Origin of the sequence: Paenibacillus sp. FSL M7-0802, from assembly GCF_038004945.1 — a bacterium.
Classification (GTDB): domain Bacteria; phylum Bacillota; class Bacilli; order Paenibacillales; family Paenibacillaceae; genus Paenibacillus; species Paenibacillus polymyxa_B.
Genome location: NZ_JBBOSD010000001.1, coordinates 2,967,525 through 2,991,571 on the forward strand (window position 1 = coordinate 2,967,525; position 24,047 = coordinate 2,991,571).

Here is a 24,047-nt window from a genome sequence, read left to right on the forward strand (position 1 = left end):
CTAACAGGAGTACGCTTTTTTATATCACGAGCCGCAGGGCGAAACGTTACCCGAAAATGTGAAAATAGTCACGTAATAGTTGCTGCTTTTACGTTATAGTGAGTGGTTAGTGGAGGGGTTATATGGCTAACGTAATTTCGAATGTGGCGCTCGTTCCGGGCATTTATGTGATGAAAATAGAGGGAAAGTTTAAAGGGAACATGGGGCAGTTTTACATGCTGCGCAGCGGGACAGGTTACCCACTGCTGCCCAGACCCATCAGCATTTATGATATCGGGGAAGAGAGTATTTCCTTTTTGTACCGGGTTGTTGGAGAGGGGACAAATTTGTTTTCCCAATTACAGCCTGGTCAGGAGATTCATTTAGAAGGACCTTTCGGAAACGGATTTCCGCAGGTAGAGGGTAGTTTGGCTTTGATCGGCGGTGGCATGGGTACAGCTCCGTTGCTGTTGGCTGCAAAGTATTACCCGCATGCGCACGTTTATTTGGGGTTTGCACAGCAAGCCTTCGGGGTTGAAGCGTTCGAAGCTGTGGCGGCATCTGTGCAGGTCAAGGTAGGGGGAAGCATCGTCGAACAGGTCGATCCGACGCTCTATGCAAATATGTTCTCCTGCGGGCCAACTCCGATGTTGCAAGCACTCGCCATGAAAACGGTGGATACGTCATCCCGTTTATATATTTCAACTGAAAGACACATGGCCTGTGGTATTGGCGCATGTTTGGGCTGTACGATGCGTACCCGTGGAGGCAATCGTAGGGTATGTAAAGAAGGGCCTGTATTCCCGGTGGAGGAGGTGGAGTTCGATGATCTCCATGGCGTGTAATATTGCGGGTGTACCGTTCAAGAACCCGATCATCATGGCTTCCGGTACGTTTGGATTCGGACGTGAGTATGCGGAATTTTATTCTCCTGAATTATTGGGTGGTATCGTCGGCAAGGGACTGACCCTGCATCCGAAGGCTGGTAATACGGGATCACGAATACATGAGACAGCATCGGGCATGCTCAATAGTGTGGGGCTGGAGAATCCGGGTGTTGCCGCCTTTTTGAAGGATGAGCTGGATGACATGACACGCTGGAACACGGCTGTTATTGCCAACGTGGGCGGCTCCAATCTGGAGGAATACGTTCAGGCCGTAGCGATGATTACGGAAAACGCACAAAAGCGTCGCACGATGAACCGCAGAGGCGTTGATATGCTGGAATTGAACATTTCATGTCCCAATGTGAAGCAGGGTGGAATGCAATTTGGTATCCAGACGGAGGTAGCGCGGGAGGTTGTGCGTCAGGTACGCAATGTGACGGCGCTTCCGTTGGTCGTCAAGCTGTCTCCAAACGCAGAGAACATCACACAGATGGCCGTTATGTGCGAGGAAGAAGGCGCAGACGGAGTTTCGCTGATCAATACATTTTCTGCAATGAAAATAGATATATGCCGGCGTCGCAGTGTCTTCGCCAACACGTATGCTGGTCTTTCCGGCCCGGCAATTAAACCGATTGCCTTGCGCATGGTTCACCAGGTGGCACAGGCGGTGTCGATTCCGGTGATCGGGATGGGCGGGATTAGCTCGGTGGAGGATATTATTGAATTCACCATGGCAGGGGCCGCTGCCATTCAGGTGGGAACGTACAATTTTGTTCATTTACATGCAGGGGCTGAGCTGGTACATGGCCTTGAACAATGGATGCAGCGGGAAAAGGTGCAGTCATTGGATGAGATACGGGGAATTTTGTGAATTTGGAACCTTTTTGCATACACTAATTCATATAGAACCGGCTTGTCTTTAAAAGACAAGTCGGTTTTATTTATTTTACTGAAATAGCCAAGCTTCAACTAGTGGTTAATATCGCACTTGTTCAAGATGAACGAAATTTGATTTTCTAGCCGATGAATGGCTTCCTCGGACGCCTGGTCGTTTGCACCTTGTTCCTGAAGCGCAGCGAGTTCCTGCTTGAGCTGATGAAGGTCTTGTCCTGCATTAGCGCAGTTGTAATTGCTTTCGAGATTGTCAATCATCCGATATCCTCCATTTCATTAGGTATACGTCCTTATTATGGAGAATTGATCTTTCCTTATTCAGCATATCGTTTTATTTCAGATAAAAGGATACGTTTGGTTGTCGGTGGAGCGCGCAGAGCTTGCAGAATAAGAAGGAAATTGTCAAACGATGTCGAATATCAAGGGAATATAGGGTCAGAGAGATAGGCTCTTATTCCTAATGGAGAGCTTAACAAAAAAGCTAGGTGATGGGGTTGCGGTTAAAAAGTAAGTCGAAACCGAGACGACAATTCAAAGTTTCGCTACAATTCATGATTATTATTTTGGTTGTTTTAGTTATCATTATTTCCTTAATTATATCCTTGCTTCTCATTCGTAATTTCGTGATTAACAAGCATTTTGATAATACGAAGGAAAAACTTTCGGGTATTGCCAAGATGGTTGCCAGTGACAACGATGTTATTCGTAATGTTGAGCAGGGAGTTCCTGTGAAGCAGATCCAAGACTACTCGCTTGGAGTCATGCATAACGTTAATGTGGATTTTGTTGTCATTTTGAACCACGATTTAATTCGGCTATCTCATCCGAATGCCGCGATGGTTGGCAAACCGTTCTCTGATTTGAATGATGCCAGAAGAGCGCTATCCGGTCAGGGACATTTTTCTGAGAATATAGGTATTTTGGGCAAAGGTTACCGATATTTTACGCCGATATTTAATCAACAGCATGAGGTCATTGGCATTGTATGTGTAGGGCTGACCATGAGAACCCTAAATCATGATTTGATGCAGGCGCAGTATACCATTTTTGGAGGACTGATGCTAGGGCTCTTTAGTGGAGTTCTGGGGGCGATCATTCTGGCTCAGAAAATCAAAACGATTTTATTTGGGCTTGAGCCGCAAGAGATAGCGACACGATTGCGCGAAAAAGAAATTATTGAAAATGAGGTCGCTGAAGGAATTATAGCCATTTCGGCTGACAAGAAAATTATGCTCATGAACAAAGAAGCTCAGGCCAAGTATCAACTGGCAAACCAAGAGATGAAAGCCCCGATTGGCGAGCAGCTAGATACCAACTTTTATAACGTGCTCTTCAAGAGAGTGTTTGATGATAAAAAGAAAATCAAGGATCGCTCATTTTATGTGAATGGTATAGAAGTCATTGCGACAGTAACCCCTATATATATTGAAAATGAGTTTTTTGGGGCAGTTGCAACGCTGCGCGACCAATCCGAGATGATCCATCTCAGCAACCAGTTAAGTGGTACAAAATATTATATTAACTCCCTTCGCGGACAGACCCATGAATTTATGAACAAAATGCACGTAATATCCGGGCTGATTGAAATGAGGAAATATGCGGAGGTCAGTCAATATATTCAGCAGCTAAATCACCGGTATCAAGATGAGGTAGGCTTTTTGACTGAGAGAATTAAAGTTCCGGCATTAGCAGGTTTTATTATGGGTAAAATCAACGAAGCACGCGAACAGAATATTTCGGTTCTTCTTGCAGAAAGCTCGGATGTCTCTAATGTGGAGATGCAGGATATCGTTCATGATGTCATACACATCCTGGGTAATTTTTTTGACAACGCCATAGATTCCATCTTACAAAAAAAAGAACCCGGCAAAATTGAGCTGAAATTGAATTATGAGTGTGAGGGAAATGTATTCATTTTGAAAGTGAAAGATAATGGTATGGGGATTGATTTTGAGATGCAAAAAAGGATATTCGAGCATGGCTTTTCAACCAAAGGAGAAGACAGAGGCTACGGCTTGAATCTGGTTAAAACCATGGTGGAAAATCATCAAGGAATCATTGAGCTTGATAGCCAACCGGGTCTCGGAACAAGTATATATGTAGAGTTGCCCTGTACATTGGAGGTGACAAATGAATGAAAGTTCTAATTGTTGAGGATGATCCGATGGTTGCTGAGCTCAATCAACAGTTTATCGAGCGCATGGACAATTTGGACGTTGTATGTAAGGCAGATACCGTCAAGAAAGCACAGGACTGCCTTCAAAAATGGTCACCGGATCTGGTATTACTGGACGTTTATTTACCTGGAAAAAGCGGATTAACTTTATTATCACATATGCAGGAGCATCAGTATCATGCTTCAGTTATTTTAATTACGGCTGCAAAAGATATTCAGACGGTGAAGGAAGCTGTTTTTTATGGTGTTGCAGACTATTTAATTAAGCCCTTTACATTCGAACGCTTTAGACTGGCTGTTGAGAAAATTCAGCGTCTGGCCACGGTGATGGAGGAAGGGAACGGAATTAATCAAGCTGTTATTGACCATTATTTTAATAAAGAAGAGCATGCGGGTGTGGAAAAGAAAAAACCTGTTGAACATCCATCGCATAATCTACCGAAAAACCTATCTAAAAATTTGTCCAAACTAACCATGACCACGATACTGAAGAATATTCAAGAGCTGGACGGACCATTCTCGGTTGAAACGTTAGCCAGAGAAGTGGACTTGTCCCGTATCACGGTAAAAAAATATATTCAGTTCCTGGTGGACGATGGCTTTCTGGTTGAATCGATAGAATACCACAAGGTTGGCAGGCCGCTAATGCTCTATCAGTTGAATCCTGATATAAAAGAACCGCCATTTCCGATGTAATCTGGAAATAGCGGTTCTTTTTTGTTCAACAAGAGTACCGAGCTTCCTAATTATTTCATAGAGAGAACAGGAAGTGGGACTAGGTTATCCGAAGAATGAGTTGTAACGATATCATGGAAGTTGTCGTAGCTAGTTTCAATCATGTTGGATAACGCCGTAACGGTATTCGAGCCAGCATGAGGCGTTACCAAAACTCTTGGATACAGCTCCACAAGCTTCTGGATCGTTGGGTCCGGGAGCATTTGCCATGGTTCAAATGCTCTAAAGAATAATTCATCTTCTTTAGGGAAGACATCCGTAGCGAAGCCCTCCAGATGGTTACTGAGCAAAGCGTCCAAAATGGCTTGGTTATCTTGTAATTCTCCACGTGATGTATTGATGAGAATAGATCCCTTTTTCATTTTTGCTAAAAAGCTGGCGTTAATCATTTTGTCGTTCTGTCCCGGCAGATAAGGAACGTGCACACTAACGACATCACTCTCTGCCAGTAATTCATCCAAGGTTGTGAATGGAATGACTTCCTTGGCCGCATCTGATTGGTACACATCATAACCAATAACAGAGGCTCCCAATCCTTTAAACAATTTGGCCTCCGTCAGACCAATGCGACCAACCCCGATAATCCCAACTTTACAGTTATGGATCTCTTTGCTGAATGTATGCTCATCCACAATAAAATTTTTGAACGAGCTTTTGGTAGTCATATAAGCGGTGTGTCGGAACAGCATCATTGCTAAAGTTAGGGAGAGCTCGGCGATGGCATTCGGAGAGTAGGATGGCACGCGTGCCACCTTCATTCCGAATTCGCTGCAGGCATCCAAATCAATGTGGTTGATTCCGACTGTTCTGGTGAAAACATATTGAATGCCGTATTCATTGAATTTTGTGATATTTTCCCGATTGGCAGCACAGTTTCCTCTTAGCAAAACGGCATCGTGATGCTGTGCCAATTCTGCATTGCTGGTGGTTAACAACTCTTCTACTAGCGTTAGTTGGAAGTCATATTTATTGAGATCCTGGAAATAGGGTTTCTCATAAGAACGGACACCATAGCAAATGATTTTTAACATGTTGTTTTCCCCCTGATTTAGAAAATTCCAATTTTATCAATGACATTGAGCGTAATGATCCACACTGGAATCATGACGACAGAAGTGATAGTAGATAGAAGCGATGCATTAGAAGTTAATATGGCTTCCTTATCAAAACTGATGGCATAGGCTGCGGCTACGGTAGCTGTAGGAGTAGCCATCATGATGACAATAGTAGCTAAAGCGACAGAATCGACTGACAGAATATGAGATACAGTCAACAAAGCCAGCAAGACGATGTTAACAATAGGAACAAGCCAAACCTTAACTATGCTGTAATACCAAGAGGTCTTATCAGTAGCTGCCGACTTGAAGCTGATCTCCCCCAATGTCGAGCCAATCGATAACCAGGCTAATGGAGAAGCTAGTCCAGCTAGGTAGGTCATGGGCTTGAACAGCCAGACAGCGGTTTGATCAATTCTTAGAAAGGCGAACTGCTGAATGGCCCCATCCTCTGTAGCTACACTCATCTGTGGCAAATAACCTTGAAACAACCAAACAAACAAGCCTAGGAACGTGGCGATAACGATGGGATTCAAAAACATGGTTTTGAGATTTTTAAGCTCCATTTTCAAGCCGCTCATTTTGATATAGCCATAGGAGTATAAGAAAATGCGGTACCCTATGTTAAAAATGGAACTGTACATCACTCCGGTAGGACCGTAAATGGCTCCGACAATTGGAATTCCGAAGAAAGTAGTAGAACCGAAAATGGTTAACACCCGCAAAACATCCTGTTTATCCTTGTTGTAGCTCAGGAAGAACGGTTTAGAAATAAAGATGAGAATAATATAAATTAGAATTCCCCATATTAAAACATTTATTCCTTGTTTTAACATTGTAGGATTAATATCCTGCATGAAAGAATTAAAGGCTAGTGCTGGTAGAGCCACGGTTAGAACAACCTTGGATAACATCTTTCCTACTGCTGCGTTAAAAATCCCCTTCTTCCGGCAAAAGAAACCAAGAAGGATAATAAAAACGGTGGAAGCGATAGAACTGAGAATTTTGTTATCTGTTAAGGTCGCTGTAATCATTTCTAGTAAAGACATAGATAAAACCCTCTCTTGTACCTTTTTTCACATAAATGACGATGCAGAATGTGACGATGCAATTCCCTGATCTTTTGGCCAAAGTGTTGGTTTGCACTTTTATAGTAAAATGACTTTGTGAAAAAAAGAACAATATCTAATTAATTTAACTTATGAAACTAATTTAAAAAATTTATACGTTACATCAGATGGCAAATGAAACGAGAGGGGACGTCTTCACGGAATGATTATTTCTTGGCTTTGTGAGTGCTCATCAACTTCCGTGCTATAATGTAAATCATTAAACCCTACTTGATTAGTGGGTTAAATAGAAAAGACGAGCAGGAGGGGTCACATGAACCCGATACAACATATACTGGACGAATTTCAGCTGATCGTGCTGGACGGCGCCATGGCGACCGAGCTGGAGCGTCATGGACATGATCTGAACGATAGCTTATGGTCAGCTAAAATCCTCCATGAGCATCCGGAGTCGATCAAGCGTGTACATAGAGATTATTTTGAAGCTGGGGCAGACTGTGCGATTACTGCGAGCTATCAGGCTACCGTTGAAGGCTATGTTAAACGGGGCCTAAGCGAAAATGAGGCGCTGGAACTGATTCAATCATCGGTGCGGATTGCTGTGCAGGCACGCGATGAGTTTTGGGCTGACGTGACGGCTACTGCTAGTCAGCGGCATCGTCCCAAGCCGCTAGTCGCGGCCTCTGTTGGCCCTTACGGGGCGTTTTTGGCAGATGGGTCAGAGTATCGCGGCGATTACAAGCTGAGCGAGGAACAGCTAGTGGAGTTCCACAGGCCGCGTATGAAAGCTCTGATTGAGGCGGGTGCAGATATTTTAGCTTGTGAAACGATACCCTGTCTGGTTGAAGCCAAGGCCATCGCCCGATTGCTGAAGGAATTCCCAGGCACGTATGCCTGGATCAGCTTTAGCGCAAAGGATGGGCAGCATATCAGCAACGGTGAGTCTGCCGCTGCATGTGCTGAGTGGCTGAATGGGCATGAGCAAGTGGCCGCTGTAGGAATCAATTGCACTTTGCCGAATTTCGTTCCATCGCTTATTCACGAAATACGCAGTCACACGGATAAGCCTGTGGTGGTATATCCCAATCTGGGGGAGGAATATGACCCGGTCAGCAAGACATGGCACGGCAGCACTTGTACAGAGACATTTGGACAAAGTGCCCGCCAATGGTATGAAGCGGGAGCTCGTCTGATTGGCGGCTGTTGCCGGACTCAGCCGCTGGATATTGAGGAAATAGCATCATGGACGAGAGATGTATAAACGAGGATAAGCGTAGCGTAGGGATAAAAGTTATCTATAAGAGGTAACTCGATGGCCCGAAAAAGAACAAGCAGGCTGAACCAAGTTGTGCTCCAGCAATGGAGCAGCTTGGTTCAGCCTGCTTTGTTAACTACCTGCGCCGATCCGGTCAGCTTTCTGCCAAACGTTCCAGCAGCGCGTCCCCATTGCGGCTCACCCGAATATGGGCAAAATGTGCGTTCTGTTCTACAGTACGTCCGGTTCCCTCAGGGATGAAATAATTCTCAATACCGTACAGAATACGAGAACCATACCATTGTCCATTTAGAACGACCTCATGACTGGCAAGTTTTTCACCATCTTGATATAGGCGATCCGCGACGTATACTCCTTGGCTATCTGGTGTGAGAACGACTTTGACCTTGCCTCGGCTCCATTCCTCCTCCTGAAGAGGGGTCTTGGAAGGCGGGGTAGATATGTCGTAATTCAGTGCCACATAATCGCCTTGCAGCAGGGAGCGCGGGTCTATAGGAGCCAGTTTGAGCTTAATGGAAGCCCCTGTGGCGAGCAGGGTTTCACTTCTCGCCGTCTGATAGCCGATGATCCCCAGCTGTAGCACGATGACAATAGCGATGAGTAACGGGCTTAAGCGCATGAAGCTAAAGCTGCGGTGGTCGGCATCAAATGCTGCTTTGCCGCTATGGGCCATTCGCCGATCCGCCCACCAGGTCAAGCCGAGTGCAATGACCCCTAGAAGCGCCAACGTAAAAGACTTATACAGTAGCGTCCACAATAAATCATAGTATTTGAAGCCGATAAAAATAAACCAGAAGACAACGCTCATGAGGGTCTCCGATTTTTGTTTCAGACGGGCAAAGGCAAAGACCATCCCGGTAACGATAACAAAATAAAAAATGTTAATGAACATATAAGAGTGTGGAATGACATCCTCGAAAAACGTCGCCCAAAACAGGAACAACAAGCTGAAAAATAATGAGCTATTCCGCAGATGTTCTTTTAACTCCGTCTTGAATATAAAGTAACTTACCCCATATAACACGGCATTGACGATGAAAAGAGAGAAGATGATGAACTTATAGGTCCAGTTCCAACCATCCCACTCCTGATACTGCTGAAATAAAATGGTCGCCAGATTCAGGTTTACAAAGGTGTAGGCAAAAAACAACTGCCTTTTCCCCTTGGAGCGAAACCATCCAGCGATGGAAACGATCAGAAATAATACCGAAAGCAGCGACTGATCTGACCATAGAATGGCCGCCAAGCCTGTTATATAGCTGATGGTCAGCAGTGTATAACGTATTACCGAATCCAGCTTCGATTCCGGTATGACAATCATCAAAATCATAAGCAGCAACGACACAACCAACAGTACATATTCGGTGTGGTTTACATTCGTGCTAATCATAATCAATCCGATGAGAGAGATACTACCGATCAGCACTCCAACCACTTTGATTACACGGGATACGGTTTTGCTGATCCATTCACTGCCATGTTCCTCGGGAACGGTCGTCTCAGTCTTTGATGTACTAATGTCCGTTATCCCTGCTTCCGGCGGTGTTTTTCCCAAACGATTCAAATAACGGAAAAACCACACGTTACCCGTCAGCAGCAGCGCCACAAAAATCAAACCAAACACAAAAAACAGAGATGAGGAGTACGCCTCTGCCAGCTCTATAAATTTAAAGACAGCAAACGCTGAGAGCGCCAATGCATTCAAGGTCAGTAGCGTTTTATTCAGTCGCACCTTGATAAATATATAAAATCCTAAAGCAATCACAGCGATATACGGTATATTCATGACCAGCCCATACCCATCAAATGCAAAAGAGTTGGTCATCGCTAACATGGCTATATGAAAAACAGTAAAGCTCATATATTGTAGTGGAGCAGAGCGTATACGATGAAGGAACGCCAATAGAAACAACACCAGATTGACCAGTGCGAACACTCCGGCAATCGACAATGATCGAAGTTCGCTATAAGGCACACTTTGCATCGTAGGGTAAAAATAAAGCCACAAACCAAGTTGAATCAGTACATAAGACAGCATATAAAAGGGATTGTAGCGAGTAATCCAGCTAAGTAGCAGAGCCGGCACCGACCAAATGAAAAACAATCCGTAGCTGTCCGCATGGGAATTGTAAATTTGACCGAGCAATGCCACGGAAACGCCAAAGGCTATACAGCCAGCCACCAAAAACATATTAGACAGAAAAGCTTGTTGGCCGGGAACAGCACGTATCCGTGCAAATACAAAAGACAAGCCATAGAACAGAACAATAAGCGCAGCAGCAAGTACAATCTTGGATGTCCGATCCAGTCCGCCCCAATTGGAGGCGAAAAAATAAATAATTGCGGCCAGTATCAGTGAGATGCCCAGCAGATAGCCCGTACGTATCGCATTGAATCGCAGCATGGATTTCACGTACCTTTCCTGTTGGTTTGAAGCCTATTATAGCGTTGAAAGGGCTCAGAACCAAGTGGAAATTAGGATCAGGTCATAAAAAGAGAGCCACCGTATACGGCGGCTCTCTTTAACGTTACTGGATTCCGACTAAGCGTTGACGGTACGAATCTCTTGCCGGGACTGATGTCGGAAGCGATACTCACGCGGTGGAATCCCTGCTGTTTTCTTAAATGCCTTGGAAAAGGTGGACATATCGGTATAGCCGATGGACTGGGCTATGATCGACAAATTGTAAGTTGTCTGCTCCAGTAATCTTTTGGCTTCGTTAATCTTGAGGTTTTGCAAATACTTGGCGGGAGAGATGAGGAAGGTGGAATGGAACTTACGTGAAAAATGCGCACGATCCACACCTACATGCTCGGCAATTTGCTCAATCGTAACACGGTCACAATAATGCATTTCAATGTAATCTTTCCCCTGCTGGAGCCAATAATCAGAGCATACAAAGTTGCGCAGTACGTCAGATGTGTTGCGGGATAACTCCTCGAAGATCTGATGCAGTGTAATCAAGCGGGCCAGATCGCTACCCTGTCTGTTGTCGTTTACGATGGAAAACAGGTTGGAGATAAGCTCAAGGATTTCCTCGCTCACTGCGTTAGCCATAAATGGCGTAGAGGGATTAATTCCGATCCGCTCCAGTAGCGCGAGGGATTTAGGTCCCTCAAAGGCAATCCATACCTTTTGCAACGGGTGCTCCTGATCGGTGTAATATTCATGGGCAAGATGCGGAAAAAAACAGAATAAATCAGACTTTTGGACACGGTACTTCTGCTGCTTATAAATAAACTCAGCCTGACCTTCAAGTACAAAAATCAAATAAAAATAAGGAACAGCCTTGGGACCGACATGGCAGCTTGTTTTCGAAATATCCATACCCAGTCTGACTGGCCAAATGGCGCTGGATTTTTCCAGTTCGGTAGCTGTGAAATAATGGTCTTCCACGATGTCGAAGTGATCTTCATTTTTTGTTCTTTTCATAACTTGTCACCTCTCCTTTGGTGGAGATAAGGGAATTTTGATTTTATTGTATATAAAGGGAAGCGTAATTACAAGTTAATTCATTGGAATTAAGGGTTATATAATTAAAACTAGGTATGCCAAAGGCTCCATGGTCGATTTGAGACGAGCCATGGAGCCTTTTAAGTTCTGTATTATGAGATGAAGATTAGCCTACATTTATACGTTCAGGATGCCTTCTTTTGGAGTAACGTTGAAGGCTTTGGCCAGATCGGCCAATTCCTGATCTGTAATCCGTTGCTGAATATCATGGTGTGCAATGAGCATATAAATTTGCGCTGCCTTTTCAATCGTTTCAATCAGGCCAAACGCTTCATCAATGGAGCTGCCCGTTCCGAAAATGCCATGATGAGGCCATAATACAGCGTGATGATCCTTCATTTTTTTAGCCGTTTCGCGGCCGATTTCGCTGGAGCCCGGTACCATCCAAGGGATTACACCGATACCGTCTGGAAAGACGACAATACATTCGGTACACATTTCCCACAGCGTTTTGGTGAATTGGTTTTCGTCCAGACTATGAATGAAGGTCATGGCAATAACATGGGTGGCATGATTATGAATCACAACACGATGGTTAGGATCGACCTTCAAGCGCTCAATGTGGCCCATAAAATGGGATGGTAACTCACTGGTAGGCACCGCCCCGTGTTTGAGGCCCCACAAGACTTCCAATTGCTCGCCATCCTGCGAGACACGAAGAACTCCTAAATTGGCTTCCGGATCGGCAATTACGTTTTTGAAATATTTTCCTGATCCGGTGACGATAAAATATTTACCAGCCAGTTCATTCACCGGAAAAGCAGGTTTAATCGTCCGAATGACCTGATGAATATCTATATATTTTGCAACCTCAGCTTCATCCAGAATATAGCTTACATTACCTCCATTGCGTTCATCCCAGCCGAATTTCCACATGTTTTGTGTAATTTCCGCCATCTCGCGAACAAATGGGATATCCAGTCCCGATTTGCGTTCTTTTTGATTCTCCAGCACAGTAGTCATGGATAATCTCTCCCTTTGTATGATATGAATATAAGCATTATCAGTGCAGTAGTTACCGTTTCAGCAGTACCTGTTGTTCATAGTTTTTTACTTCGGCCAACCATTCCTCACGAACAGGAACGCCGTTTTGAGCGCAATAGTAATCCCATATGGCACCAAACGGATACGATTTAAACTCTTCGACCAGAGCAAGACGAGTGGTGAAATCCTGTTCCTCTTCCGCCTGCTTTAATGCTTCAATCGGTTCGAGCATAGCGCGAAGTAGCGCTTTGATCGTGTTGCGTGTTCCGATGACCCATGCTGCTACATGATTGATACTTCCATCAAAGAAATCAAGACCGATATGGGTTCGGGAAAGCAATTCACCGCGAACCAGCTCACGGGCAATGTCCAGCAATTCGTCGTCCATCGTCACGACATGATCACTGTCCCAACGAACCGGTCTGCTGACATGGAGCAATAATTGATCGGTGAACATCAGCACAGAGGACAGTTTGTTCGAAATGACTTCGGTTGGATGGAAGTGACCAGCGTCGAGACAGATAGATTTACCGCGTGTCAGGGCGTAACCCATATAGAATTCATGTGAGCCCACGACATAGCTTTCTGAGCCGATGCCGAACAGCTTGCTTTCAACCGCATCGATGTTGTATTCCTCACTGATTTCCTCGCTGAAAATTTCGTCCAGCGCATCACGCAGACGTTCTCTTGGAGCCAACCGATCAACCGGAGTATCTTTATAGCCATCCGGCATCCAGTGGTTTGTGACACAGGGCTGACCGAGTTCTTTGCCAAAATGCTCTGCAATCCTGCGTGATTTTTTGCAGTGTGTGATCCAGAAATCGCGGATTTCCGAATCCTTGTGACTCAGTGTGAAGCCGTCTTCCGCTTTGGGATGAGAGAACAAAGTTGGATTAAAATCAAGCCCGAGCCCTTGCTGTTTGGCCCAGTCTACCCAGTTCTGAAAATGGCGTGGCTCCAGTTGATCCAGATCCACTTGTTCAGTGGTGTCCGCATAGATTGCGTGCAAATTGACCTTGTGTTTACCCGGAATAAGCGATAGAGCTTTTTCTAAATCCTGACGCAACTCATGCGGCGTGCCTGCTCTGCCCGGGTAGCTGCCCGTTACGGCAATCCCCCCGCTAAGCTGTTTGTCTTTGAACAGAAATCCCTGAACATCATCTCCCTGCCAGCAGTGCAGTGATATTTTGATTTGTGAAAGCTTCCGTAAAATGTCGTCAACTTGAATACCGTGGCGGGCATACAGCTTTTTCGCTTCGTTATAACTGGCTTCAATAGCTTCATTCATGGCTTTACTCCTTTATTGAGATATCTGAATAGAGGATGTTGCTTGTATCTTGAGGCGCTCCCAGCGATCCAGGAGTTCTTGCAAGCCTTCCACCGATTTCGGCTCATATAGCCGAGTCGGAAAGGAGCGGGCGATGGTTCGGCCAGCAGCTTGGAGATCTTCAAGAGCACCAGAGCTGATTAATTGCACGACAATATTGCCGATGGCCGTAGATTCGGAAGGACCTGCCTGAACCTCAATTCCCAAGAGATCGGCTGTTAGCTGACATAGTAACTCGTTGTTAGCGCCTCCGCCGACAATGTACAATCTGGTAATCGTTTCGTCTGTTAAACGTTGCAGTTCGTGTAAGGCATCGCGGTAGCTTAAGGCCAGACTGTCGAAAATACAGCGGGCGAGTGAACCCGGCGTCTTGGGGATGGGCTGGCCTGTTTCTTCACAGAATCGCTGGATTTCAAGGGTCATACTATCCGGGTTTAAGAAGGATGACTGGTTACAGAGGACGAGACTGACAAACGGTGTCTCTGCTGAAGCCAGTTCGGCCAATTCAGCAAAGCTATGTGCGGAACCGCCCTCTCTCCTAACCTCCTGAATCATCCACAATCCCATAATATTTTTCAGAAAACGGTACGTACCGTAAGCACCCCACTCATTCGTGTAGTTCGCCTGCATGGCTGCCTTGGTATTCAAGGCTTTGGAACGTTCCATTCCCAGTAGTGACCACGTTCCGCTGCTAATATAGGCCCAAGATTCTTCCCGCTGTGACGGAACACCTGCAACAGCCGATGCAGTATCGTGAGTAGGCGCAAGAATGATCTGACAGTCCGGAAGATCGTATTTTTGAACAAGCTCCGGCAAAAGAGAACCCAGAACCCGTCCAGGCTCGGCAAGCTCTGAAAACTGATTGCGTCGCAGTTGGAGCAGGGACAGCAGGTCTTCATCAAACTCTCGTGTGTTCACGTTGAGAAGCTGCATCGTGGACGCATTCGTCATTTCATTGATCATGATGCCTGTCAGGCGATAGTACAGATAATCGGGGACCATCAATATTTTATCCGCCTGGGCAAGCTGTTCCCGATCATGGACAAACAGTTGATACAGGGTATTAAAGTTTAGTTCCTGAATGCCTGTTTTCTCATACACAGCCTCTCGACTGATGATCTGGTGCAGCCTGTCGGGCGCATGGAGGGTACGTGCATCCCGGTAAGCGTATACCTCATGAATGCGGTTTCCTTTCTGATCAAGCAGCACGTAATCTACAGCCCATGTATCAATGCCGAGCGTACAGGAGTGAATCCCCGTCTGTTTAGCTTTTTGCAAGCCCTGAATAATCTCATTCAATAGTTCGTCGATATTCCAGTAATCGTGTCCGTTTTTTTCGGTAAAGGAGTTGTTGAAACGGTGAAGCTCTTGCAAGTGTAGCTGGTCACCTTGCAGAGTTGCACTTACGAGCCTTCCGCTTGAAGCTCCAATATCAACAGCAAGATAATTATTCATACCCAATCTCCTTGCATGGATAAAATACTGGCAGCCTGAAAGTCTGCCTTTTGCTTTCTTAACTAACTCCATACTACTTCCGTTTTTCTTTGTAGTCAACATAAACGGAAGTATAATTTGTGGTTTTATTTTTGTTTTCTAAAATTATAATTAAAATTAAATGTTGTTTTGCATGTATTTTTGTTTTTTATCTGTTTTCTACAATCAGGATTATGCAAAGTCCTTACAATATATATACCTTGAACAAAGGTCGGCTTGATTTACGATATTCCAATTGTGGAAGGTTCTCCAAATGCCGCTGTCTGTATGAAAAATAGTCTTGAAACCGCCCGCCAGAGGGTGTAGTATACAAGATATCAATTTCATATGACTCGTATAATATTGGGGATATGGCCCAGAAGTTTCTACCGGATGACCACTGTAATCGTCCGACTATGAGTGATAGCGCATCGGCTTTGGATGAATGCGGGCATTTATTTGTGCGCCAATCCGTCAGGGATTACAACCCCAAGGACAGGCTTCACTTGAGAAACAACTCAAGGGAGCCTGTCCTTTTTTTGGTTTTGGCAGGTTTTATACTATTTTAAAGTACAGAAGGAGCGATACTCGCATAATGAAAGCTTTGGAGGAACGTATTCGTCAAGAGGGACAAATTTTATCTGATACCGTACTAAAGGTAGATTCATTTTTGAATCATCAGGTAGATACAGCATTAGCATTGGAGATTGGTAAGGAGTTTGCACGCCTTTTCGGCAGTGCTCCGATCACCAAGGTGCTTACAATTGAAGCTAGTGGTATTCAATTTGCTATGGCTACTGCTATTGCCTTGGGGGTCCCGTTCATTTATGCGAAGAAAAAGAAAGCAATCACGCTGAATGAGCAGGTATACTTCGCCGAGGTTCATTCATTCACTCGGCAGGAAACCTATCAGGTGAGTATTTCCCAAAAATATCTCGATGCCAGCGACCATGTGCTAATCGTAGATGATTTTTTGGCTACTGGCGCAGCATTGGTTGGACTTACGGATATTGTGAAGGAAGCAGGAGCGGAGCTGGCCGGGGTTGGCTGTGTGATTGAGAAGAGCTTCCAGGAAGGTCGTGGACTGTTGGAGCAGAGAGGCATTGCCGTACGTTCTCTTGCGCGTATCGCTTCCATGGCACCAGGCGAGGTTCATTTTATAGAGGAAGCTGGCGTGGTGATTCCTCCCGTTAAGGAGAATGTGGGATGTTAAGTAAACAAAAGTTATTCGCGCTGGGCTTCCAGCATGTCATGGCGATGTACGCTGGAGCAATTGCTGTACCTCTAATTGTAGGGGGAGCATTGCACCTGACGCCAGCCCAGATGGCTTATTTGGTGGCTGCCGATCTGTTCACTTGCGGGATTGCTACGTTATTACAGATTATGGGCACACGCTTTTTCGGTAGTAGACTGCCTGTCATTTTAGGCTGTACGTTTACGGCAGTAGGGCCCATCATCGCGATTGCTTCGACCTCAAATTTAGCGACAGCGTATGGTGCCATTATTTTGTCTGGTATATTTGTGGTGTTAGCAGCACCGTTGTATGGCAAGCTGCTACGCTTTTTCCCGACGGTGGTTACAGGTTCGGTCGTTACGATTATCGGTCTATCCCTTATTCCGGTGGCGATGAACAATGTAGCAGGGGGTCAGGGCAGTTCGGACTTTGGACAGCCACGTAATTTACTGTTGGCCTTAGTCACACTACTGGTTATTCTGCTTGTGAATCGGTTGGCAAAAGGCTTTTTGCGCTCGATTTCCGTGCTTATTGGGTTGTTCGTGGGCACAGTGGTTGCTTATGGAATGGGAATGGTGCATTTTGCTCCCGTGGCGGAGGCTTCATGGGTGAGTGTTGCACAGCCGTTTTATTTTGGTAAGCCTGAGTTTAGCATTATGGCAGTTTGTACGATGATTATCGTCAATATTGTCAGTATGGTTGAGTCTACAGGCGTTTATTTGGCAGTAGGCAAAGCAATTGATCAGAAGGTGGAGCAGAAGCAGATCGTCAATGGTCTGCGTTCCGAAGGACTTGCGATTATGCTTGGGGGTATTTTTAACGCGTTTCCTTATACAGCTTTCTCGCAAAATGTTGGTCTGATTTCACTCACACGCGTCAAATCGCGGAACGTTATTTTTGCTGCGGGCGGTATCATGGTTGTTCTTGGTTTGCTTCCTAAGCTGGCTGCCTTAACGACAGTGATTCCTAACGCTGTGCTGGGCGGGGCGATGATCGTCATGTTCGGCTCGGTCGCTGCATCAGGCATGTCTATTTTGTCAGAAGTGGATCTACGGAAAGAAAGCAATCTGCTGATCGCAGCATGCAGCATTGCCGTGGGCCTAGGCTCTGCCGTTCTGCCGCAAATGTTCGACCAGCTGCCGAGCTTTGCTAAAATGCTGTTGCAAAATGGCATCGTTTCGGGTTCGATTACAGCGATTGTCTTGAACATCGTTTTGACAAGAAAACAGGGCGAATCGGTCAAAAGCGTGACGGTTCAGGAGGTTCCACAGAAGGTTTGATGATTAGGAATAAATAAACCCTTGCCGTCTGGGGACATATAGATATTGACCCTGTCCGACTGTGCAGTGGCGCTAAAGTTAACTCTTAAGTTGATTTATTTACTAGAGGAATTTGCTAGAGTAGTGGGCGAGGCCGTGGTATAATTTACCTTATGGATTTTGAATAGTGGTGGATGTTTTCGGACCACGGTGTAGCTTCCCGAAAGGGGGTGAAGCCGATGGTCAACCTTGTGTCGTGCTACGATGTGTTGCGTTGGATGGTTACTTTACTAAGCCTGGTGTTTAGTATTCGTAAACTTTATCGCTGGCTACGTCGGAAATTTCGGAACAAGCGAAAACCCACCGCGTAATTAGGTTAGGCGCCTAACGGTGGGTTTCGTTTGCATTAACATTTAGTTGTGCAGCGCGCCGTGGTGGTGATCCACAGCCTTTCAAGTCCTAAGAGTCTTTGCCGTTGGCGCGGCGAAGACTCTTTTTAGTATACGGACACGATGATTATCTATATACCTAATTTTAGCACGTTCATTTCGTGCACGCAATGAATAGACATCACCTTCATTCTCGCTACATCGTTCAAATTTAAATTATTGTGCAGCATTTATTGACAAGCCTGTGACAACAAAATAAGATCGTAATGGAAAGAAATAAAGGAAGAAAACAGGTGTGAGCCGGACGACTCTATGTACGAGGTTTTGTTGAGACCATGTAGATGGTTGTTGAGCGTGTTCACTTAAAAGGGAAGTTCGGTAGATTCCGACACGGACCCGCCACTGTATACAGGCATCAGCAGGATACTGCTGGAGCTTTCAGAACAGCCACTGGAACTGTGAAGAACCGGGAAGGCCTGAAAGATGCGCCTGGAGTCAGGAGACCTGCCTGTTTTGACATCACTGTCAGACCCACGGGATGCTGGGGAGGTGGTTAGGCGTGCTGCATACGGAATGTCTGAAACCGATCTGATCCCTTCTATGTTTTTGGAGTTGGCTTCGAGGTGAGTTTTGACATTTTATAATGAAAGCATTTCTGACTGCTGATCAAGTGGTCCGGAATGCTTTTTTCGCGTTTTGCGTTAGGTTTATATGATTTTACAAGATAGAGGGGGATTCTTTGAATGATTAGCAATCGTAGCAGGCGTTCATGGTTGATATGTACAGGGGTGATGCTATTTCTGGCAGTTATGGCTCTTTCGGGATGTACCAGCAATAAGACGTCGGATAGCTCCGGCAAGGGTGAAAACGCGTCAGCACAACAAACAGCGACAGGTAAAAAGCTGATAATGGCGTATACATGGAAACCGTCAGGCGTTGACCCGCACGGAGATAATAGCTGGGATGTGATGCGATCCGGTGCAGGTGAGACACTGGTACGTTTGAATGAAAAGCTGGAGCCTGTGGCTTGGCTGGCAAAGGAGTGGAAGCAGGATAGTCCTACAGTTTGGACGTTCAGCTTGCAGGATAAAGTCACTTTTCATGATGGAAAGAGTATGGATGCAGCAGGTGTAAAAGCGTCTTTGCTGCGCTCTATCGAGAAAAGCCATCTGGCGAAGGATTTACTGAATGTGAAGTCCATTGATGTAAGCGGCCCGCTGGCTTTGAAAATCACGACAAACCAGCCGAACGCGGCGCTGGTGTCCAATCTAGCTGATCCATCGACGATTGTACTGGATGTGGCATCGATGAAAGATGAGCAGAGCTACCCAGCGATGACAGGCGCCTTTAAAATCAAAGCGTTCAACAAAGACCAATCGTTGGTCGTAGAGCGTTATGACGGATATTGGGGCGAGAAGGCACGACTGGCTGAAGCGACGATGAAGTTCATTACGGATGGGAATTCGCGCCTGATGGCGCTGCAATCCGGCGAGGTGGACGTGGCGACGGATATTCCGGTTGATAACGCAGAGGTACTGAAAAAGAACGACAAGCTACAAGTGCTGTCGGCTCCCTCCTTGCGCACCCATATGATCGTGTACAATATGGAATCGCCAGTATTCAAGGATGCGGCGAACCGTAAGGTGGTGGACAGCCTGATTCCACGCGCATCGATTGTGAGCGCCGTCATGAGGGGCTTCGGTACGGAAGCAAGCAGTCCGTTCCCGAGCATTCTTCCCTTCGGTAAAGTTGAGCGTAAAGCGCTGAACGGAACGGCAGAGCAGCTGTTGACGAAGGATGGGTGGCAGAAAGACGCCCAAGGGACATGGACTAAGCAAGGCAAGCCGTTCGAGGTTACACTGCTGACTTTCCCTCAGCGTCCAGAGCTCTCCGTTATGGCTGAGGTCATCCAAAGCCAATTGCTGAAAGAGGGAATCCAGGTCAAGATTCGCAAGGTGGAAAATATCGACGAGGCGTTGACCAAAAACGATTGGGATTTTGCAATGTACAGCATGCTTACTGCTCATACAGGAGAGCCGCAATATTTTATGGACATGTTTTATTCTTCGAAAAGCGAAGCCAATGTAAGCCGGTATAGTTCCAAACCGCTAGAGAGTATTCTTAACAGCTTGAAGCTGGCGAAGGATACAGCGCAGCGTAATGCTGTGACACTACAAGCGCTGGATATCATCAATGCGGATTTGCCACAGTCGTTCATTGTGCATCCTGATAATGTGTTTGGTGTGAAAAAAGGGGTGGAGGGTTTTACACCCCATCCGATCGAGTATTACTACATTACAGCGCAATCTGATATTACGGAATAACGAGCTGCGTATCCTATGATTCGTTTTATACTGGAACGTGTGGCGCAGCTGCTCATCATTGTATTCGTTGTATCCACGCTGACTTTTGTACTGATGCGGCTCGCTCCTGGTGACCCTGCTACTATTTTGCTCACCGCGCATAATGTCCCTGCCTCTGAGGAGGCGTTGACGACGCTACGGCAGGAACTGGGCTTAAACGAGCCGCTTCATATTCAATATGTGAACTGGCTGCGAGATGTGTTCACGGGGCATTGGGGCACCTCGTATGTATCCAAGGAATCCGTGCTAGCCGAACTATGGAACAGACTGCCTGCTACTGTGGAGCTAGCTGCTGCGGGCTTTGCCGTCATGACGGTGCTTACGCTGGGGCTGGGACTGGCTGCCTCGCTAAAAATCAGCGGCCCACTGGATCGTCTGGGCAGGCTGTTTGCCCTGCTGGGATCGTCGATTCCCTCTTTTTGGCTTGGTTTTCTGTTGATCTATCTATTCTCCGTTCGCTTGGGCTGGCTCCCATCCATGGGAAGGGAGGACTGGACACATCTAGTGCTCCCAGCGCTGACTCTTGGCGCAGGTTTGGGAGCGGTGCAAGCCCGTGTACTGCGCGCTCAAATGCTGGAGCTGGGTGACCGGAATTTTGTGAAAGCAGCGAAGGCTCGAGGCTTTTCACGTATGCATATCCTGTTTTTTGAGATATTTAAGCATGCGGTTCTGCCTATGATTACACTGCTAGGTACAAATCTATCATTTATGCTGGCAGGTAATGTCATCGTCGAGACCATTTTTTCATGGCCGGGGTTAGGTAAGTATTTTATAGATGCGATTACCCAGCGAGATTATCCGGTGATTCAGGGGTATGTTATTTTTGCCGTATTTTTAATAGTAGGTGTTCAGTGTTTGGTGGATTTGGTCCAGACGGCGATAGATCCGAGGCTACGTTTGCGTTAAGGGGGAAGCTGAAAATGAAAAAGATACGGCTTTCCTTTCAAGGGAGCTTGCTGGCAGGAGGCGTACTTTTTGGTCTGATCGTGCTGCTTGGGTTATTGGCTCCATGGGTCGCTCCTCATGATCCTCTTCAAGTGGATCTTTTGAACCGTCTGGCACCACCCAGTCGGAAATATCCTTTCGGTACGGATCATCTGGGTCGGGATGTGCTGTCACGGCTAATTTACGGGATACGGACGAGCGTGCTAATCGCATGTGCAATTACTGTAGCTACGCTGTGCTTTAGTCTGCCTATAGGGTTGCTCATTGGTTATGTGCGTGGACGTGTAGATCAGCTGATCATGCGGGGAATCGATGGCGTATTGGCTTTTCCTGATATTATTTTAACGGTGGCAATTGTGGGCATTTTGGGCCCGGGTTTTGTTAACATGACCCTTGCGATTATTGCGGTACGGTGGGCGGGCTATGTCCGGTATATCCGTAGTCTGGTTCAAAAAGCCTGTCAGGAGGACTACGTTCGGTATGCCCGTTTATCCGGCAATTCACACGTACGTATACTGAGACGTTATGTATTGCCACAAACGTTGCCGCAGTTGTTGGTTTATGCGGTATGGGATATCGGACGCGTGGTGCTGATGATCGCGGGGCTATCCTTTCTTGGACTGGGTGTACAGCCGCCCAAGCCAGAGTGGGGCGTGATGCTGCATGATGCAACCTCATATTTTCAGGTGGCTCCGCATGTCATGATTTTCCCGGGCTTGGCGATTATGCTATTCGTACTTGCCTGCCAGCTTTTGGGCGACCGCTTTTCGGAAAAGGGGGCGGCCAAATAGTGGGAGATCAAATAGCCCTTGGGGGCAAGGATACGATAGAACAAGTGGCAGGGCGAAAACCGTTGTTACACGTGGAACATTTGGAAATCTGCCGCACAGGCGTAGGAGCAAGCGGAAGTGGGAGCAAACCACTGCTGCGGGATGTGAGCTTTTCCATATATTCAGGGGAGATTGTGGCCCTGACCGGACCGAGCGGATGCGGCAAGAGTCTGACCGCACACGCAATCGCAGGCATGCTGGAGCCAGGTATCGGTGTTACGCAAGGGCGTATCTACTATAACGGGGAAGACATTCTCCCGTTCCAGGAACGGCGCTGGCAAAGGCTGCGCCGAGAGGATATTGCCCTGCTCATTCAACAATCGCTGAGCGGGTTGAATCCGATCCGGACTGTCCGCGCCCAGCTGATGGATACGCTTAGACTGTACGGGCGGCGTTGGATGCCGCACGACCAGATGGAGCCGGGGCACGCTGATGCAGCCCCATCCCACACTGCACCGAAGCAAGTCCACCCACTGGGCGTGCTGTCACGGATGCGGCAGATGCTGAGTCGTGCCACGGAGATAGCCAGAGGAGGCGCTACTCCAGTGCGGGAGGCCTATTTGCGCTCTCTGCTCCGCAAGGTTGGGTTTGCAGATCCTGAGCATATTTTGTCGTCATATCCTTTTGAACTAAGCGGAGGCATGTGTCAAAGGGTGCTGCTGGCTGCAATGTTAAGCTCAGGTCCGAGCCTCTTTATTGCCGACGAGCCTACTACGGCGTTGGATGTTATCAACCGCGACAAGGTTTTGGCATTGTTGCAACAATTGAGAGAAGACTTTGATCTCACCATATTGTTGATTTCACATGATCGCCAAGGTATGAGCCGCATAGCAGATCGAGTGTTGGAGATGAGCCCGGAAGGAAGGATGCACCAGTGATGCTGGAATTGAAGAATGTGACCAAAGCATACCCTGTCCGCAAACGGAGAAAAGGCTGGTTCAGCACGCAAGATAGCGAGCGGGCCGTGAAGAAGGTGAGTCTGGAGTTACGACAGGGTGAATGTCTTGGACTGGTGGGGGAAAGTGGAAGTGGCAAAAGCACGCTGGCACAATGTATTCTAGGGTTGGAGTCGTTGACCTCAGGGGAGATTTGGCTGGATCATCAGCCTATACACTTCGAAAAGATGAAGGACGTTCAGCTGTACAAGCGAATCCAGTTGGTTGCACAGGATTCGTCCTCCTCATTGCATCCTCATATGACCATTCGAGATATTTTAATGGAGCCGATCCACAACTATTTTCCTGAGCGAAAAGCGCAGGCGCTGGATATTTGTCTGTCCCTATTGGAATCGGTAGGATTGGAGGCTGACAGTCTGGAAAAATACCCAGCACAGCTGAGTGGCGGGCAAAAACAGCGGGTATGTATTGCCCGAGCGTTGGCGGTGGAGCCGGATATTATCTTGTTCGATGAATCGATCGCCAATCTGGATACGACAACGCAGTCTTCTGTACTGGACATGCTCAAAAGAATGCAGATGGAACGTCAGTTGTCCTACCTATTCATCACTCACGATCTCCAATCTACTCGCCAGTTTTGTGATCGAGTTGCCGTCATGGTTCAGGGGGAGATCGTGGAAATCTTTAAGGAATGGGATGAAGACTTGTTACAGCATGAGTACACGCGTACTCTGTTTCAAGCGTTGGAGAATTAAGCCATA

General features: G+C 46.6%; 20 protein-coding genes and 2 riboswitches. Of the genes, 12 read left to right on the forward strand and 8 right to left on the reverse strand.

Going from position 1 to position 24,047, the window contains the following annotated elements; genetic code table 11:
* Positions 1 to 122 precede the first annotated feature (122 nt).
* Together MHB54_RS13855 and MHB54_RS13860 are read left to right on the forward strand one after the other, a co-directional pair.
* The gene (locus tag MHB54_RS13855; protein ID WP_023991002.1) at positions 123 to 824 is read left to right on the forward strand and encodes a dihydroorotate dehydrogenase electron transfer subunit; all 702 of its coding nucleotides are present in this window, start codon (positions 123 to 125) and stop codon (positions 822 to 824) included.
* The gene (locus MHB54_RS13860) at positions 805 to 1,737 is read left to right on the forward strand and encodes a dihydroorotate dehydrogenase (protein WP_340981673.1); all 933 of its coding nucleotides are present in this window, start codon (positions 805 to 807) and stop codon (positions 1,735 to 1,737) included. The genes MHB54_RS13855 and MHB54_RS13860 overlap by 20 nt, the downstream gene beginning before the upstream one ends.
* A gap of 98 nt (positions 1,738 to 1,835) precedes the next feature.
* On the opposite strand, the gene MHB54_RS13865 is transcribed toward MHB54_RS13860, so the two are convergent.
* A complete protein-coding gene (locus MHB54_RS13865; protein ID WP_013312637.1) occupies positions 1,836 to 2,018 on the reverse strand; it encodes a hypothetical protein in 183 nt (60 codons plus the stop codon).
* Positions 2,019 to 2,248: 230 nt separating this feature from the next.
* On the opposite strand from MHB54_RS13865, the gene MHB54_RS13870 reads away from it, so the two are divergent.
* Positions 2,249 to 3,898, forward strand: a complete 1,650-nt coding sequence (locus MHB54_RS13870; RefSeq protein WP_340981674.1) for an ATP-binding protein — start codon at positions 2,249 to 2,251, stop codon at positions 3,896 to 3,898.
* On the forward strand, positions 3,895 to 4,632 hold the full coding sequence (locus MHB54_RS13875) for a response regulator (RefSeq protein WP_023990998.1): 738 nt from the start codon (positions 3,895 to 3,897) through the stop codon (positions 4,630 to 4,632). The genes MHB54_RS13870 and MHB54_RS13875 overlap by 4 nt, the downstream gene beginning before the upstream one ends.
* Before the next feature lie 50 nt (positions 4,633 to 4,682).
* On the opposite strand, the gene MHB54_RS13880 is transcribed toward MHB54_RS13875, so the two are convergent.
* Both MHB54_RS13880 and MHB54_RS13885 read right to left on the reverse strand, forming a co-directional pair.
* Positions 4,683 to 5,702 (reverse strand): 2-hydroxyacid dehydrogenase, encoded by a 1,020-nt coding sequence (locus MHB54_RS13880; RefSeq protein WP_023990997.1) that lies wholly within the window; start codon positions 5,700 to 5,702, stop codon positions 4,683 to 4,685.
* A 17-nt stretch (positions 5,703 to 5,719) separates the two neighbouring features.
* Positions 5,720 to 6,775, reverse strand: a complete 1,056-nt coding sequence (locus tag MHB54_RS13885) for an AEC family transporter (RefSeq protein WP_340981675.1) — start codon at positions 6,773 to 6,775, stop codon at positions 5,720 to 5,722.
* Between the two features lie 334 nt (positions 6,776 to 7,109).
* Here MHB54_RS13885 and mmuM point away from each other — a divergent pair, with 334 nt between their 5' ends.
* Positions 7,110 to 8,057, forward strand: coding sequence for a homocysteine S-methyltransferase (gene mmuM / locus MHB54_RS13890; RefSeq protein ID WP_023990995.1), 948 nt, complete (start codon positions 7,110 to 7,112; stop codon positions 8,055 to 8,057).
* 148 nt (positions 8,058 to 8,205) lie between these two features.
* Here the strand turns inward: mmuM and MHB54_RS13895 are convergent, their stop codons facing one another.
* The 5 genes from MHB54_RS13895 to rhaB form a co-directional block, all read right to left on the reverse strand.
* Positions 8,206 to 10,476, reverse strand: a complete 2,271-nt coding sequence (locus tag MHB54_RS13895) for a GDYXXLXY domain-containing protein (protein WP_023990994.1) — start codon at positions 10,474 to 10,476, stop codon at positions 8,206 to 8,208.
* A 138-nt stretch (positions 10,477 to 10,614) separates the two neighbouring features.
* A complete protein-coding gene (locus MHB54_RS13900; protein WP_023990993.1) occupies positions 10,615 to 11,505 on the reverse strand; it encodes a helix-turn-helix domain-containing protein in 891 nt (296 codons plus the stop codon).
* A 198-nt stretch (positions 11,506 to 11,703) separates the two neighbouring features.
* Complete coding sequence (rhaD, locus tag MHB54_RS13905) at positions 11,704 to 12,549, reverse strand: rhamnulose-1-phosphate aldolase (RefSeq protein ID WP_023990992.1); 846 nt, start codon at positions 12,547 to 12,549, stop codon at positions 11,704 to 11,706.
* Between the two features lie 52 nt (positions 12,550 to 12,601).
* Positions 12,602 to 13,858, reverse strand: coding sequence for an L-rhamnose isomerase (rhaA, locus tag MHB54_RS13910; protein WP_023990991.1), 1,257 nt, complete (start codon positions 13,856 to 13,858; stop codon positions 12,602 to 12,604).
* Positions 13,859 to 13,870: 12 nt separating this feature from the next.
* Complete coding sequence (gene rhaB / locus MHB54_RS13915) at positions 13,871 to 15,352, reverse strand: rhamnulokinase (RefSeq protein WP_023990990.1); 1,482 nt, start codon at positions 15,350 to 15,352, stop codon at positions 13,871 to 13,873.
* Positions 15,353 to 15,703: 351 nt separating this feature from the next.
* A riboswitch (purine riboswitch) is annotated at positions 15,704 to 15,807 on the forward strand.
* Between the two features lie 158 nt (positions 15,808 to 15,965).
* Here rhaB and MHB54_RS13920 point away from each other — a divergent pair.
* The 7 genes from MHB54_RS13920 (at position 15,966) to MHB54_RS13950 (ending at position 24,041) form a co-directional block, all read left to right on the forward strand.
* The gene (locus MHB54_RS13920) at positions 15,966 to 16,583 is read left to right on the forward strand and encodes a xanthine phosphoribosyltransferase (protein WP_023990989.1); all 618 of its coding nucleotides are present in this window, start codon (positions 15,966 to 15,968) and stop codon (positions 16,581 to 16,583) included.
* Complete coding sequence (locus tag MHB54_RS13925; protein WP_023990988.1) at positions 16,577 to 17,884, forward strand: nucleobase:cation symporter-2 family protein; 1,308 nt, start codon at positions 16,577 to 16,579, stop codon at positions 17,882 to 17,884. The genes MHB54_RS13920 and MHB54_RS13925 overlap by 7 nt, the downstream gene beginning before the upstream one ends.
* 690 nt (positions 17,885 to 18,574) lie before the next feature.
* A riboswitch (cobalamin riboswitch) is annotated at positions 18,575 to 18,778 on the forward strand.
* Between the two features lie 217 nt (positions 18,779 to 18,995).
* A complete protein-coding gene (locus MHB54_RS13930; RefSeq protein WP_023990986.1) occupies positions 18,996 to 20,576 on the forward strand; it encodes an ABC transporter substrate-binding protein in 1,581 nt (526 codons plus the stop codon).
* 15 nt (positions 20,577 to 20,591) lie between these two features.
* The gene (gene nikB / locus MHB54_RS13935) at positions 20,592 to 21,521 is read left to right on the forward strand and encodes a nickel ABC transporter permease (protein ID WP_023990985.1); all 930 of its coding nucleotides are present in this window, start codon (positions 20,592 to 20,594) and stop codon (positions 21,519 to 21,521) included.
* 14 nt (positions 21,522 to 21,535) lie between these two features.
* On the forward strand, positions 21,536 to 22,351 hold the full coding sequence (gene nikC / locus MHB54_RS13940; RefSeq protein ID WP_023990984.1) for a nickel transporter permease: 816 nt from the start codon (positions 21,536 to 21,538) through the stop codon (positions 22,349 to 22,351).
* Complete coding sequence (locus tag MHB54_RS13945; protein ID WP_023990983.1) at positions 22,351 to 23,268, forward strand: ATP-binding cassette domain-containing protein; 918 nt, start codon at positions 22,351 to 22,353, stop codon at positions 23,266 to 23,268. The genes nikC and MHB54_RS13945 overlap by 1 nt, the downstream gene beginning before the upstream one ends.
* Positions 23,265 to 24,041 (forward strand): ABC transporter ATP-binding protein, encoded by a 777-nt coding sequence (locus tag MHB54_RS13950; RefSeq protein ID WP_023990982.1) that lies wholly within the window; start codon positions 23,265 to 23,267, stop codon positions 24,039 to 24,041. The genes MHB54_RS13945 and MHB54_RS13950 overlap by 4 nt, the downstream gene beginning before the upstream one ends.
* Positions 24,042 to 24,047: the final 6 nt, after the last annotated feature.